At 68.6% G+C, this 14792-nt stretch carries 12 protein-coding genes and 2 tRNA genes; 2 read left to right on the top strand and 12 right to left on the bottom strand.

The features are described from left to right. Positions 1 to 11: 11 nt before the first annotated feature. The 4 genes from G7043_RS19865 to G7043_RS19850 are packed head-to-tail and all read right to left on the bottom strand — an operon-like array spanning position 12 to position 3110. On the bottom strand, positions 12 to 791 hold the full coding sequence (locus G7043_RS19865; protein WP_166047456.1) for an ESX secretion-associated protein EspG: 780 nt from the start codon (positions 789 to 791) through the stop codon (positions 12 to 14). 9 nt (positions 792 to 800) lie between these two features. After that, positions 801 to 2099 carry a PPE domain-containing protein gene (locus tag G7043_RS19860; RefSeq protein WP_166047454.1) on the bottom strand — a complete coding sequence of 433 codons (1299 nt, stop codon included), beginning with the start codon at positions 2097 to 2099 and terminating at the stop codon, positions 801 to 803. A gap of 5 nt (positions 2100 to 2104) precedes the next feature. Beyond that, positions 2105 to 2677 (bottom strand): DUF3558 domain-containing protein, encoded by a 573-nt coding sequence (locus G7043_RS19855; protein ID WP_166047452.1) that lies wholly within the window; start codon positions 2675 to 2677, stop codon positions 2105 to 2107. A gap of 16 nt (positions 2678 to 2693) precedes the next feature. After that, the gene (locus G7043_RS19850) at positions 2694 to 3110 is read right to left on the bottom strand and encodes a hypothetical protein (RefSeq protein WP_166047450.1); all 417 of its coding nucleotides are present in this window, start codon (positions 3108 to 3110) and stop codon (positions 2694 to 2696) included. A 149-nt stretch (positions 3111 to 3259) separates the two neighbouring features. Between G7043_RS19850 and G7043_RS19845 the strand changes: the two genes are divergently transcribed. After that, positions 3260 to 4087: a hypothetical protein gene (locus tag G7043_RS19845; RefSeq protein ID WP_166047448.1), complete on the top strand. Its 828-nt coding sequence runs from the start codon at positions 3260 to 3262 to the stop codon at positions 4085 to 4087. Here the strand turns inward: G7043_RS19845 and G7043_RS19840 are convergent. From G7043_RS19840 to G7043_RS19815, 6 genes are all read right to left on the bottom strand, one after another. After that, positions 4069 to 4710, bottom strand: a complete 642-nt coding sequence (locus tag G7043_RS19840; protein WP_313887976.1) for a helix-turn-helix domain-containing protein — start codon at positions 4708 to 4710, stop codon at positions 4069 to 4071. The genes G7043_RS19845 and G7043_RS19840 overlap by 19 nt on opposite strands. A gap of 63 nt (positions 4711 to 4773) precedes the next feature. Further along, positions 4774 to 4845: transfer RNA gene (locus G7043_RS19835), tRNA-Val, on the bottom strand. Positions 4846 to 5099: 254 nt separating this feature from the next. Next, a complete protein-coding gene (locus G7043_RS19830; RefSeq protein WP_242642465.1) occupies positions 5100 to 6026 on the bottom strand; it encodes a glycoside hydrolase family 16 protein in 927 nt (308 codons plus the stop codon). 217 nt (positions 6027 to 6243) lie between these two features. After that, positions 6244 to 6315 (bottom strand) — tRNA-Val (locus G7043_RS19825). Between the two features lie 55 nt (positions 6316 to 6370). After that, positions 6371 to 7744: a carbohydrate-binding protein gene (locus G7043_RS19820; RefSeq protein ID WP_166047444.1), complete on the bottom strand. Its 1374-nt coding sequence runs from the start codon at positions 7742 to 7744 to the stop codon at positions 6371 to 6373. A 124-nt stretch (positions 7745 to 7868) separates the two neighbouring features. After that, entirely contained in the window at positions 7869 to 9509 is a 1641-nt protein-coding gene (locus G7043_RS19815; RefSeq protein WP_207311492.1) for a bifunctional 3'-5' exonuclease/DNA polymerase, read from the bottom strand. 175 nt (positions 9510 to 9684) lie between these two features. Here G7043_RS19815 and G7043_RS19810 point away from each other — a divergent pair, with 175 nt between their 5' ends. After that, complete coding sequence (locus G7043_RS19810) at positions 9685 to 12087, top strand: tetratricopeptide repeat protein (RefSeq protein WP_166047440.1); 2403 nt, start codon at positions 9685 to 9687, stop codon at positions 12085 to 12087. Here G7043_RS19810 and G7043_RS19805 read toward each other — a convergent pair. Continuing rightward, positions 12074 to 12997 (bottom strand): proline dehydrogenase family protein, encoded by a 924-nt coding sequence (locus G7043_RS19805; RefSeq protein ID WP_166047438.1) that lies wholly within the window; start codon positions 12995 to 12997, stop codon positions 12074 to 12076. The two genes, G7043_RS19810 and G7043_RS19805, sit on opposite strands and share 14 nt — an antisense overlap. Before the next feature lie 87 nt (positions 12998 to 13084). Continuing rightward, positions 13085 to 14710 carry an L-glutamate gamma-semialdehyde dehydrogenase gene (gene pruA, locus G7043_RS19800; protein WP_166047436.1) on the bottom strand — a complete coding sequence of 542 codons (1626 nt, stop codon included), beginning with the start codon at positions 14708 to 14710 and terminating at the stop codon, positions 13085 to 13087. Positions 14711 to 14792: the final 82 nt, after the last annotated feature.

The raw sequence follows: 14792 nt of genomic DNA, 5'->3' as shown, positions 1-14792 counted from the left end.
CCTGACTGTCCTTACGGCATGGTCGCGGTCATCCGCGCCAACGTGCCGAAGTCGGCTGGCTGCACCCGCAGCCAGCCTTCGCTCTTGGCCGCGATGTACCGCCCGTTCGGCGTGTCGATGAACGTGAGCGGTGCGACGCAACGCTGCTTGCGCCCCAGGTGGTCGCGCTTGGCCGAGTAGACCTGGCCGCCGCCCGTGCGCGGCTGCCCCATGATCTCCTTGAGCTGCGCGACCAGGTGGTCGTTCGGCGTGCTGGTCGGACGGCTCTGCTGCATGAACGAGCCGGTGTCCTCGTACGACTGCCGCGGTTTGGGCTTCATCGCGTCCTCGGGCAGCGTGATCGGGCTGCCCTTGCCCGCCGGTACCGGGGGCAGCGCGCCGACCAGTGCCTGCGGTGCCTCGTCCGGACGGACCGGTTCGAGCACGAACTGCTGGTCCGGCGTCAGCACGATCCGCAGCGCGTCCTGGCCGTTCGTCACGACCAGCACGCTCTGTTGCGGGCCGTCCTTCAAGCTGAAGAACGCCCAGTACTCCACACCCGCCTCGACCACGAGCCGCAGCGCGTTGGCCAGGTCCGGGTGGACCTGGTTGCCGCGCGCGAGCCCGTACTGCTCGAGGTGCGCCCAGGCCGAGCGCTGCAGCCGTTCGAGCTCGCTCACGTCGCCCGACTCGAGGAGATCCTCGTCGAAGTCGACCTGGGTGAGCAGCGCACGGTGCAGCGACGGCAGACCCGCGGCCTGCCACGCCTGGTAAAGCGCCGTGACAGGGATGGCGACCCTGCTTCTCAGCACGTTCTCTCCTTAGCCGCCGATGACCGGCGGAGCCACCATCGTTCCGTCACCGAAGATGTCCTCGGTCTCCTGCAAGTAGGACGCGGACTTGTGCTCCTTGTCCTCCTCGCCCTCACCGCGACCGGCACCGGCACCCATACCGCCGGCACCCATGCCCGCACCGCCCCGGCCACCAGCCCCGGCCGCCCCGGAACCGGCCGGCCCGAAGCCACCGGCACCGCCACGCCCTTCACCGGCCACACCTGCAGCGCCACCGAACCCGCTACCGCTGCCCATGGCACCAGGCCCACCGAGGCCACCGGCCCCACGAGCCGCCGCGGCACCACCAAGCCCACCGCCGCCGCCACCGCCGCCACCACGACCACCACCGGTACCGCCGCCACCGCCGGGCCCGCCGCCGAGCCCACGTCCACCAGCGTTGGGGCCGTTGGGCCGGTTGCGCGGGTCGTTGGGGTCGAACCGGCCGCGGTTGCGCGGGTCGTTCGGGTCGAACCGTCCGCCGGGCGGGATGCTGGGGTCGCCACCGGGAGGCCGGTTGCGCGGGTCGTTCGGGTCGCCGGGCGGGAACTGCGTCTGCGGGGCACCAGGCTCGAGCCACGACGGGTTCGTGCTGTCCGTGGGCGGCTTCCACCCGGACTGGTTGGTCTGGTCCTGGGAGCCGCTCCGGTCGCCGCCGCCGGTGCCGGTACCGATGTTCGGTGTCGGCGTCTGCTTCTGGTTGACCTCGCTGATCTTCTTCTCGCCGCTGCCGCCCTGCTGTTCCATGTTGGCGTCATCGGCGTTCGGCGAGATGAATGTCGGCATGGAGCTCGTGCTAGTTGTCACCGCGTCCCCGTACTGCGTGAACGCCCGCATGTTCGCTTCGCTGACCTGCTGGTTCTTCTCGACCGCTTCGTCGTAGTCGGTTTCCCAGAAGGCCAGGTCGTTCAGGAACGGCTTGTCCGGAACGGTCGGAGGCTTCGACATCGCGTTCTTGGCGTTCGCGTACGCCTGTCCCACGGAGTCCGAAGTCGTCGCCGCAGAGGTCGCGGACTGCCCGGTGACGTCCGCCCAGGTGGCAAGCGGGGAGGTGTTGCTGCGGGCAGCGTCACCCGCTGCGCCTTCCCACGAGGCACCGGAGTCCTTGACGGCCTTTTCGATCAGCCTCGAGACGTCGGTGTGGCCGGTCGACAGGTCACGCCAGGCTTGCGCGGACGGCGCCGTGCTCTGACTCGGCCCCTTGCCGTTCTCGAACCACTTGTAAACCGTTTCACCGCCCGCGAAGGGAAGCACCGCGAAACCAGTGATGTTCGGCTCATCCCCAGCCATGTCCGCTATCCCTTCAGTGTCTCGATGGCCATCGTCGCGACCGATTCGACCTCGGTGCAGGCGGGCTTGGCAGCTCGTTCGGCGGCTGCGATCCGGGCGTCCACCGTGACGGAGTCGGTCTTGCTGACCTCGATGATCGCCCTGCAGTGCAGGGTTCCGTCAGTGGAGTCGTTGACGATCACGCGCACGTCGCCGATCTTCTTGTCGGTGAAGATCGGGCTGCTCTTGACGTTGCTGACCATGCTTTCCACGTCTTTGTCCTCAGTCACGTAGACCATGTACGTGGAGTTCTCCGTGGCGACCTTGCCCGCCCACTCGCACGTGGGGCCGAGAGTGCTGGTACCGGGCTTCGGCGAGCCCACGCCCCCGAGCTTGGCCACCTGGGCCGAGGTGAGGATGTCGCACGGCTTGCTGACGAACTTGGCGATGCTGAGTCCCGAAGACGAGCCGTCGCTCGTGGGTGTGGTGCTGGTCTGCTCTGCACCGGTCGGGGCCGTCGTGTTGGGGTTCCCCCCGGTCTTCTCCGAGCACCCGGCCAGGGCACCGACGGCGAGGACGGCGGTCAACAGAGCGGTCATGCGCTTCAAGATCGTGTCAGCCCTTCATCGCGGTCTTGGCGGCGTCGTCGGTACCCCGGTACTCGGCCAAGGCCTTCTTGATGTTCTCGATCGTCTTCTCAAGCGCCTTGATCGCGGCGTCGTTGGCCCACATGTAACCGCCGGCCTGCGGTCCCGCGGACTTCCGCATCTGCAAGGTCGCCCAGCCGCTGTAGGGGTCCGGGCCCGGGGCGCCTGACTGCGTCAGCTCGTCGCCCTTCCTGCTGAGCTCGGTCAACTTGGTGATCGCGTCCTGCAGGCCGTCGATCATCTTTTGGGCCTGGTCAGGGTCGACGCTGAACCTCGCGGTCCCAGCTCCAGCCGCTCCGGCCTTGGCCCCCGCGGCTGCGGCCGCACCCGCAACGGCCCCCGCCGCGGCGCTGACCGCCGGCACGATCGCGTCGAACATCAGCATCTCAGCCAGCTCCCCTCAGAACTCCACACCCCTGTTAGAGGATATTCGCATAGGTCCGGTTCCAAGCGCGGGTGAAACGAGTGACCCCGACCAGGTCACATGGCCGTTTCGTGCAAGACCCGCCGCGGCGAGGCGCCTACGTTCGAGACATGATCGAACAAGCGAGGAACTTCATCTGGCACAACGCCCGCACGCTGGAACAGCGCTGGTTCGAGCACGCCTTCTCCGGTGGTGGGGCAGAACACGTGGTCCAGGCCGTGCTGGCCTACCGCAACGACGACGGCGGATACGGGTACGCGCTCGAACCCGACCACCGCGGCCCCACCAGCCAGCCGCTGCACGCCCTGCGCGCCCTCCAGATGTTCGGCGCGGTCAACGCCCCCGAGCACGCCGAATCGATTCTGACCTGGCTCGAGAACACCTGCCCGGACGGCAGTGTCCCGTTCGGCATGTCCACCTCGAAGGACCACCCCAAGGCGCCCTGGGTCGCCACCGACGACCAGGGCGGACTTCTCCTGACCTCCCAGATCGCCGCCGCGCTGCATGCGATGAACGTCACCAGCCCGTGGCTCGACCGGGCCACCGGCCACTGCTGGCAGGAGATCGACAAGCTCCAGAAAACTCACCCGTACGAGCTGCGCGGCGTGACGATGTTCCTGGACGAGGTCCCCGACCGCGCCCGCGCCGAACTCGCCGCCGAGAAGCTCAAGCACCTCAAGCCGAGCACCGAGGGTTATGCCGACGGTGAAGGTCTGGCGCCGCACGAGTACGCGCAGAAACCCACCAGCCTCGCCCGGAACTGGTTCACCGACGACGAAATCAGCAAGGACCTCGACGAGCTCCAGAACGGCCAGCAGGAAGACGGCGGCTGGAACTTCGGCTTTCCCGCCTTCACTCCGGTGACCCACTACGAATGGCGACCGATCGCCACGATCGAAGCGCTGCTGACGCTCAAGCGCTACGGCCGGATCAACTGACCCAACGGCACACCGGCCAGAGCACGGACCTCGCGGGCCAGGTGCGCCTGGTCCGCGTAGCCGGCTTCGACGGCGACCGAAGCGAACGGCACGCCGTTCCACGCCAGGTGCAGCGCGGCGTCGAACCGCAGCACCCGCTGCAGCACCTTGGGTGGATAGCCGAACGCGTCGAGGCACCGGCGCCGCAACTGGCGCGAGCTCAGCCCGATCTCCCACGCCGCCGAGCGCACGTCACTGGTCCGCAGCAACGAAGCGGTGCCGCTCAACACCGGATCCACGACGACGCGCGAAGCGCAGAACGCCACCATGTCCGAGAACGACGACAGCCGCGCGGAAGGCACCAGCTCCGCCAACGGCACCCGCTGGTCCCGCACCGCGTGCGCCGGCACCCCGAACACCGACGGGAACGCGCCCGGCGGCAACCGCACCCCGTACAACGTCCCCGGCGCCACCACGGCGAGCTGGGCGGCGGTGTCCGGACCGGCCACGAACAACGAATCGGTGGCCGGTGTCCACATCAGATCGGTGCACCCGTCCGGCACGACGCGCTGCACAGTCGCCTCGGACACCGTGCGCGTCCACAGGCATGCCAGGCCTGCGGGAGCAGGACGTTCGGCGTACACGCACCCATTGTCCCAGACCGGAACAGCACGAAGGGCCCGTCGGCAGACGGGCCCTTCGTGGAGTGGACGATACTGGGATTGAACCAGTGACCCCTACCGTGTCAAGGTAGTGCTCTCCCGCTGAGCTAATCGTCCGTGCAGGACGAAATTCTAGCGGAGGGCAGCACCAACACGCTCATCCGGGTCAGAGCTGGCGAAACCACGGTGCGGGCTGTCGCGTCAAGTGGACGTCGTGCGCCTCGCTGATGTCGGGAATTGGGGCGGGAACGGCTCTCCTCACGTTCCCCGCCACCGGAGCCACTGCGTGCTCATCGGGCCGTGCCTTTGATGAAACCCGCTCGCGCCAAGCGGGCGTGGAACTCTCCGCCACCGGGGCGGAGGAGTGATCGTCAGGGAGCCGAGTAGACGGCCACGTAGTCCACGACCAGCGAATGCCCGGACTCGGTGGCCTCGACAGGGGTCGGCTGGTTGTTGTTGAGAGCGTTCGGCAACGCGCCGCCGATCGCGAGGTTCAGCAGGATGAAGTGGCCCGCGTGCGAGGTGATCTGGTCCCACACCTGCGCGCCGACGCGGTCGCGGTTCACCTGGTGGTAGCGCTGGCCGTCGACGAACCACGTGAACGTCTTCGCGGCGTCGTCCCACTCGAAGCGGAACGTGTGGAAGGCGATCTGGCAGGCCAGGCCGGGACACGTCCGCGAGCTGCCGATGCCGTTGTTCTCGTTGCAGACACCACCGGGGGTGACGTCGCAGTGCAGCGTGCCCAGCACGGTGTTCAAGCCGTTCGAGTTCTCCATGATGTCGAACTCGCCGATGCCCGGCCAGTTCTGGTAGTTGCCGCGGAACGGCGAGCCCAGCGTCCAGAACGCGGGCCAGTAGCCCAAGGCCGCGTCGCCGGTGACGTTCGGCAGCTGGAGGCGGCCCTCGATGGCGAGCTTGCCGCCCGGTGCTGGCTTGAAGTCCGTGCGCTGGGTTTCGATGCGCGACGAGGTCCAGTTGCCCGCGCTGTCCTTCAACGCGGTGATGACCAGGTTGCCGGAACCGTCGAGTTTGATGTTGTTTGTGCTGTTCGTGTAGTTCTGGATCTCCCCGGTGCCCCAGTTGGCGGGGCCTCCCGGGTAGTTGTGGCCCAGGCTGAAGATCCAGTTTGAGCTCGACGGCAGCGTTCCGCTCTGGCCGTCGAAGTCGTCACCCCACACCTGCGTCCAGCCGGCCGCGGGAGGGGGGATCGAGGCGTTGGCCGACAGAGCGGCGATCGCCAGGGCGGTCGCCGCCAGGAGACCTGTGCTGGCCGCGACGATGCGGCTGCGTGGCGTCATGTTTGTAACCTCCATATCACGGGTGTAGTCCAGTTATGAGAGCGCTCTCACAGATGATCGACAAGCGCCCAGATGGAGTAATGGACCGAAAATCCCCAGTTCACTGGGCGTATTGAGATGCCAGTGTGGGTGACAGGATGCCGACATGGGCACCCCGAAAACACAACGGGGCGAGCCGGTTCGCGCTTTCCGCGAACGCAACTCGCCCCGAGTGGAGTGGACGATACTGGGATTGAACCAGTGACCCCTACCGTGTCAAGGTAGTGCTCTCCCGCTGAGCTAATCATCCATGTCGTGCGGATGACACCGTAGCGGACGAACCCACCTGGACGCTCACTCAGGGGTCAGGTGCCGAACTTCACCCAGTTCACGCTGACGTACGGCGCCGGCTGACCGGACGTGAAGGTCACGTACACGTCGTGCACCCCGCTGATGTTGGAGATGTTGGCGGGAATGGTTCTCCACGCGTCCCAGCCACCGGTGTTGCCGACCGCGAACGAACCGACCGGAGCCGCCGTCCGCGAGCCGAGCCGCACCTCGACCAGGCCGCTCACCCCGCCACCGGCACCCGAGGCGACACGGGCGTAGAACTGCCGCGCCGGACCCGTGCCGAAGTCGACGCCGGAGAACTTCAGATAGCCACCGTTCGCGATCTGGTGCACGCCCGAGCCGCCGTCACCCGGTGCCACCGAACCGCCTGAACGCTCGGCCGCGCTTTCGGCCTGCATTTCGCTGTACGCGGACCCGCCGCCACCCGGCGGGCTGGTCGTCGTGGTGGTGGTCGGGGGAGTGCCGCCAGCCGAGTAGACGGCCACGTAGTCCACGACCATGGAGTGCCCGGACTGAGTGGCCGCGACAGGGGTCGGCTGGTTGTTGTTGAGCGCGTTCGGGAACGCGCCGCCCATCGCGAGGTTCAGCAGGATGAAGTACCCCGCGTGCGACGTCATCTGGTTCCACACGCTCGAACCGACTCGGGCCTCGGTGACCTGGTGGAACGACTGGCCGTCGACGAACCAGGTGAAGGTCTTCGCGGCGTCGTCCCACTCGAAGCGGTAGGTGTGGAAGGCGGACTGGCAGGACGCGCCGGGGCAGGTCCGCGAGTTGCCGATGCCGGTGAACTCGCCGCAGGCGCCACCGGGAGCGACGTCGCAGTGCAGCACTCCCCAGACGGAGTTGATGCCGTTGACGTTCTCCATGATGTCGAACTCGCCGATACCCGGCCAGTTCCAGTAGTTGCCGCGGAACGGCGAACCCAGCGTCCAGAACGCCGGCCAGTAGCCCAGCGCGGCCTCGCCGGTGACGTTCGGCATCTGGATGCGGCCCTCGATGGCGAGTTTGCCGCCGGGAGCCGGTTTGAAGTTCGCGCGCTGGGTCTCGATGCGTGAGGACGTCCAGTTGCCCGCGCCGTCCTTGAGTGCAGTGATCCGCAGGTTGCCGGAGCCGTCGAGTTTGATGTTGTTCGTGCTGTTCGTGTAGTTCTGGATCTCGCCCGTGCCCCAGTTGTCGGGGCCGCCGGGGTAGGCGTGACCGAGGTCGAAGATCCAGTTGGAGCTGGACGGCAAAGATCCGTTCGGACCGTTGAAGTCGTCACCCCACACCTGCGTCCATCCCGCTGCAGGGGGAGGGATTGAAGCGTTGGCGGACATGGCGACGATCGCCAGGGGTACCGCGGCAATAAGAGCTGTCGTAGCCGCAAGGGTGCGGCGGCGTGGCCTCATGCGCGAGTGACCTCCTTGTCACGGGTGCAGTCCACCTATGAGAGCGCTCTCACAGCCGGCGGACAAGCGGCCGATCGGAGTAACGCCCGCGAAAACTGCTGGTTGTACTACGTCTTGTTTGGACTTATTTCGCGTCCGCGTAGCAGGTCACCGGCACCGCGTGCATCGGGAACCGCACCGCCGTGTCACCGAACAGCAGGCGCGTCGCCTCTCGGCCGGCCTCGGCGATCGCCTCGATCACCGCGTCGGCGTCCGCGCGCGGGCAGTGCACGAGCACCTCGTCGTGCTGGAAGAACACCAAGTGCGCCTCAGCGGGCAAGCGATTGCGCAGTACGCCCAGCAACGCCGCCGTCCAGTCCGCCGCGCTACCCTGCACCACGAAGTTGCGGGTGAACCGCCCCCAGTTGCGCGCCGCCTGGCGCGACGAGCGCGACACCTCGCCCGAATCGTCGGCGCCACCGGTCAGTTCGCGCCACGCGTCCGACGGTTGGGGGGACGTGCGCCCGAGTCGTGTGCGCACCATCCGGCCTTGTTCTCCGGCCTGCGCGGCGGCCTCCACGTACCCGACGGCCTCCGGAAACCTCTTGCGCAGCACGGCGAGCAGCGGTCCGGCCTCACCGGAGGTGCCGCCGTACATCGCCGACAACATCGCGATCTTCGCGCGGGGCCGCTCGCCCTTGAACGAGTCCGCGGCCAGCGCCGAGTACAGGTCGTCGTCCGTGCACACCTCGATCAACCGCTGATCTCCGGACAGCGCGGCCAGAATCCGCGGTTCGAGCTGGGACGCGTCGGCCGCCACCAGGCACCAGCCGTCGTCCGCGATCACGGCCTGCCGCATCAGCTTCGGAATCTGCAACGCCGCACCACCCCGCGACGCCCACCGCCCCGACACCACGCCGCCGACCACGTAGTCGGGCCGGAACCGCCCGTCCTGCACCCACGCGTCGAGCCACGTCCAGCCGTGCGCCACCCACAGCCGTGCGCGCTCTTTGTAGTCCAGCAACGGTTCCACTGCGGGATGGTCGACGTTCTTCAACACCCACCGCCGCGCGGACGGCACCTCGATGCCCGCCCGCCCGAAGGCCCGCACGATGCTGGCCGGGGCGTCCGGGTTGATCTCCCTGCCGTCGAACGCCTGCTGGATCTGGTCCGCCAGCGCCTGCAACAGCTTCGGCCGCGCACCTGGCGCCGGTCGCGGGCCGAGCACCTCCTCCAGGAGCCTGTTGTGCACGTCCGCCCGCCACGGCAACCCGTGGTGCGTCATCTCCGCCGCCACCAACGCCGACGCCGACTCCGCCGCGATCAGCAGCCCCAGCGCCGGATTCCGTTGCTGGGCCCGGAAAACCAGCGACAACGCGGCCAGCTCGTCCGTGTCGCCCGGCAGCACCACCGCCTCCGGCTCGAACAACGTCAGCTCGACGTCCTTCTTGCGGTGGCCCAGATCGGCCGGTGCCGGCAAGCCCAGCACCCGCGCCAGCGCCGCCGGCAGCTCGCGCGGCTCCCGGTGCCTGCCCTCGGCGCCCAGCAGCAACGCCTCGGTCAGGTGCAGGTCCCAGCACCGGTCGACCCGCACGCCCGCCGCCAGCAGCAGCGGATAGATCTCCGAGGTGTCCGCCCACACCCACCGCGGTCTGTGGGCACGCTCCAGCGACGCGACGGCCGAGGCGACGGAAGAGGCCGACATCGCGGGACCGGCCGGCGTCCCGTCGTCGTGCAGCTTCTGCCATCGCCCGGCGCCGCCCGCTTCGAGGACGAGGGCAACCAGCACACCTCAGATTGTGCAGCGGAGGTCTGACAGTTTCAGTGCGGGCTGAAGACATGGCGGCTACTCGTTGGAGCTTCTCCAAGCCAGACAGCAATGGAGTGAAGGAAAAACGGGAAAAGACCACGATGGTGTGGTCTTCCTACCCCTGGCCTGACCACCAGCCGACTATGAGGCTGTGGACCGAGCACTCAGCGTCGCCGCACTGCTGGACCCCACCCATCAGGTGGTCCCCTTTCACGGCAGAGAATCCGAAGTGCACGCCCTCACGCTCTGGCGCGACAGCCCAGCGCCACAGGCGTCGCTGCTGCTGCACGCTCCGGCGGGCGCGGGCAAGACCAGGCTGCTCCAGCACTTCCAGGAGCAGTGGGACGACGACGTCCACGGCAGGCTCCTGCTGATCGACGACGCCGACCGGCTCGGCTGGCCGGACGTCTTCGCGCGGCTGCAGGACACGCTCCGGCACGGGCCGGCGCGCACGCGGGTGCTGCTGGCGGCGAGGACCACGGGCTGGTGGTGGTCCTCGACCCGCCAGCGCATCGCGGACTTCGACCACGAGGTCACCGACCTGGCGCTCGCCCCGACGCTGGAGGACCGCGCCGGGTCGTTCACGCTGGCCTGCCAGCACTTCGCCAAGCAGCTCAACGTCACCGCACCGGACGAACCGCCGCCGAACATCGCCGGCGAGACGGTCCTCGACCTGCACATGGCCGCGCTCACCACGGTGCACGGCGACCCGTGCGACGTGAACCGCACCCAGCTCGTCCGCCGTCTCCTCCAGCGCGACGACGGTCCCCGCAGCGGCCGCATCGCCGAGGACTACCTCGCCGTCGCCACCCCGGAGGCCCCGGACCCGGACCTGCTCGCCCGCGCGGCGCTGCGGTGGCCGAACCTGCGGCCGGGCCTCGACCAGCTCATCGCGGACAACCCCGGGATCGCGGGCGACATGGCCCGCGACAGCCTCCGCATCGCCGCCGAGATCGGTTCGTGCGCGACGGCCGAGCACCTCGCCCGGCAGGTGTTCCGCGACGAGCGCTTCGCCGTCGACGCCATTGGGTCCATGCTCACGCTCCGGCTGATCGACCGCGCCCAGGACGTCCTCGAACGCGCCGAGATGTACGGGATGCTCAGCGCGCGCACGATGTTGTGCGGCCTGCGCCAGGAGTCCGTCGAGGCCTCCCGGCAGGAGGTCGAGTGCTACCGCGAGCTCGTGCGACAGGACCCGGAGAACCGGCCGTTGCTCGCCGACGCGCTGGGAGACCTGGGACTGCGGCTCATCAACGCCCAGCGGCGCGACGAGGTCCTCGCGGTCTCCGAGGAGGCGATCGCGCTCTGGCACGAGATCGCGCTCGACGACCCGGAGACCACCCCGCAGCTCGCCTCCGCCCTCGAACAGATCAGCTACCGCTACCAGGCGCTCGGCCAGGACGAGGCGGCGATGACCGCGCTGAGCCGGGCCACCCTGCTCTTCCAGGAGCTCTCGAAGAACCATCCCGCGTTGTTCCGCGTCGACTTCGCCCGCGTCGCCGCCGCCATGGCCCGCCGCTTCCACGTCGAGGGCGAGAAGCAGCACGCGGCCGACTCGATGCAGCTCTCCATCGCGAACTGGCGGGTGCTTGCCCAGGAGGACCCGCGCTTCGAACCGGAACTCGCCCGCAACCTCGTCATGGCGGGCACGATGCTCGTCGACCTGGGCAGGGCCGAAGCCGCGAGCGACACGCTGAAGGAAGCCGTCGACCTCTTCCGCCGGCTCGCGATCGTCAACCCCGACACGTTCCGCGGCGAACTCGCCGACGCGTTGATGCGGTACAGCCAGGCGCTCGGCGATGGCCTGGACGCGGAGCTCACCGCGCGAGAGGCCGTGATGGCGTGGCGGGAAACGGGGGACAGCAAGGGCCTGGGCGTCGCCCTGCTCAACGTCTCCCGGCTCGCCCGCGATCTCGGCGCGGTCGAGGAAGCCGTCGAGGTGTACCGGGATCTGGTCGCGCAGGACGCCGTCTGGAACCAGGTCGACCTCGTGATCGCCCTGGCGGCGCTGGTCGAGCAGCAACTCCGGCACGATCTGGACGACCAAGCGCTGCGCATCGCCGACGAGTGCCTCGAGCTGTGCGGTCGCCTGCCGTCACAGCTCGTGGAGTTCTTCGGCGCGAAACTGGCCCCGGCGCTGGAGTCCGCCGCTCGGGCACTGTCCGAATCGGACCATCACGTCCGGGCGCTGCGGATGTCCGAGTTCACGGTCGAGGTCTGTCGTGCGCTGATACCGAGGACCCCGCCGACGACCTACCTCGCGGCCGTGCAGCAGCACGCGTGCAGACTCCGCGGCGCGGAACGGAAGGAGGAGGCGAGGAACACCGCGCACACGGCCGTTGTGTTGTGGCACATGACCGGGCTGGACCTCGATCGGCAGGCCGGGTACGCCGACGCGCTCACGATCTACGCACGGCTCTGCGCGGAGACGAACCACGAGATGGGCAAAGCACTTCGGCTCACCCGCCGCGCGGTCGAGATCCTGCGCGAGGCGGGTGAGCCGGTGAAGCTGGAGTTCGCCCTGGAAACGGCCGAGGAGCTCAGCTCGTCGTGAGCAGCGACCGCACGAAGAACGCGACGTTGGCCGGACGCTCGGCGAGGCGGCGCATGAAGTAGCCGTACCACTCGTCGCCGTACGGGACGTACACGCGCATGCGGTTGCCCTCGGCGGCGATGCGGCGCTGCTCCTCGGGCCGGATGCCGTACAGCATCTGGAACTCGTAGGAGTCCTTCGAGCGCGCGGACGCCAGGTCGGCGGCGATCGCGATCAGGCGCGGGTCGTGCGAGGCGACCATCGGGTAGCCCTGACCCTCCATCAGCACCTTCAGGCACCGCACGTACGACAGGTCGACGTCGTGCTTGTCCTGGTACGCAACGGAAGCAGGCTCCTGGTAAGCGCCCTTGCACAGCCGCACCCGGGAACCGGAGTACGCGAGGTCGCGGCAGTCCTGTTCGGTGCGCTTGAGATACGCCTGGAGCACCGCGCCGACCCACGGGAAGTCCACCCGCAGCTCACGCAGGATGCCCAGCGTGGAGTCCGTGGTGGTGTGGTCCTCCATGTCCAGCGTTACGGTCGTGCCGACGACTGCGGCTGCGGCACAGATCCGCCGTGCGTTCTCCAGCGCGATCTTCTCGCCGTCGATGGCCAACGACTGGCCGACCGCAGACAGCTTGACCGACACCTCGGCGCCGTTCGTGAGCCCGTGCGCCTCCAGCCGCGCCAGCAACGTCAGGTAGGCCTCGACGGTGTAGCTGGCCTGCGACTCCTCGAAGGTGTCCTCACCGAGGTGGTCCAGCGTGACCAGCCGACCGTCACCCAGCACCTCAGCGGTAGCCCGAATCGCCGCGTCGACATCATCCCCGGCCACGAACCGCTCAACCACGGGCCGGGTCAGCGGCGTCGACTCGACGAACTTCCGCGCCCCCGCACTCCGGGACGCAGCGAGCAGCACACTACGCATCAAGATCACTTCCTCGGGTGAGGACCATGGGGGGCACATTCATGGACTTGTGGTCCATGAATGTGCCCCCCATGGTTTTTGAGGGCTGGGTCAGCCCTGGTGCGGGTGGAGGTGGTTGGTGGGCGCCGCGAAGGTCTCCTTGATGGAGCGCGGGCTGACCCAGCGGAGCAGGTTGTGGACCGACCCCGCCTTGTCGTTCGTGCCGGACGCGCGGCCGCCGCCGAACGGCTGCTGGCCCACGACGGCACCGGTGGGCTTGTCGTTGACGTAGAAGTTGCCGGCGGCGAACCGCAGCTCTTCCTGCGCGTGCGCCACGGCGGTGCGGTCACGGGCGATGATCGAGCCGGTCAGGCCGTACGGCGCCGCGCTCTCCATCTGCTTGAGCACGGTCAGGTAGTCGGCGTCCTCGAACACGTGGACGGCGAGCACCGGGCCGAAGAACTCGGTGGTGAACACGGAGTTCGTCGGGTCCGAGCCGACGAGCACGGTCGGCCGCACGAAGAAACCGTCCGAGTCGTCCGCGGTGCCACCGGCGGCGATCTCCAGCGTGGAGTCGGCCCGCGCGGACTGCAGCACGCCCGAGAGCTTGTCGAACGAACGGCGGTCGATCACCGCGCCGCCGAAGTTCGAGAAGTCGGTGACGTCGCCGTAGATCAGCGCCTCGACCTCGGCCAGGAACTGGTCGGAGATCTTGTTCCACACCGAGCGCGGCACGTACGCGCGCGACGCGGCGGAGCACTTCTGGCCCTGGTACTCGAACGCACCGCGGATCATGGCGACGCGCAGCACGTCCGGGTCCGCCGACGGGTGCGCCAGGATGAAGTCCTTGCCACCGGTCTCACCGACGATCCGCGGGTACGAGCGGTAGTTCGCGATGTTCGCGCCGACCTGTGCCCACAGCTTCTGGAACGTCGCGGTGGAACCGGTGAAGTGGATGCCCGCGAGGTCCGGGGAGTTCAGCGCCACCTCGGACACGGCCAGGCCGTCACCGGGCAGCAGGTTGATCACGCCGGGCGGCATGCCTGCTTCTTCGAGCAGCCGCATGGTGAGGTGCGCCGCGAACGACTGCGTCGGCGACGGCTTCCACAGCACCACGTTGCCCATCAGCGCGGGTGCGGTCGGCAGGTTGCCGGCGATCGCGGTGAAGTTGAACGGCGTGATCGCGTAGACGAAGCCCTCGAGCGGACGGTGGTCCGTGCGGTTCCACACGCCGGGGGAGGAGATCGGCTGCTCGGCCAGCAGGTTGCGGGCGAACTGCACGTTGAAGCGCCAGAAGTCGATCAGCTCGCACGCGGAGTCGATCTCGGCCTGGATCGCCGTCTTCGACTGGCCGAGCATGGTCGCGGCGTTGAGCGTCTGCCGCCACGGTCCGGCGAGGAGGTCGGCGGCCCGCAGGAGGATCGCCGCGCGGTCGTCGAACGACATCGCGCGCCACGCCGGGGCGGCCTCGCGGGCCGCGCGCAGGGCGTCGTGAGCGTCCTGCTGGGTCGCGCCGGCCAGGGTGCCGAGGACCGAGCGGTGGTTGTGCGGCTGGACGACGTCGAAACGCTCACCGCCACCCATGCGCTGTTCGCCACCGATGGTCAACGTCAGCTCGAGCGGCTCCTTCTGCAGCTCGGCCAGCTTGGCCTGCAGCTCAGCGCGCTCCGGGGTGCCGGGGGCGTACTGCAGGACCGGCTCGTTGACCGGGGCGGGAACCTGGGTGACCGCGTCCACTCGCAACTCCTCTTCTGATCGGTGCCTGAACCGTAAGTCCGCGCAGGTCACCGCCCGTTGTGCAACAGGCCAAGATTCACCT

It is taken from the genome of Lentzea alba, from assembly GCF_011067745.1.
Lineage (GTDB): Bacteria > Actinomycetota > Actinomycetes > Mycobacteriales > Pseudonocardiaceae > Lentzea > Lentzea alba.
This window is presented reverse-complemented; position numbering and strand designations above follow the sequence as displayed.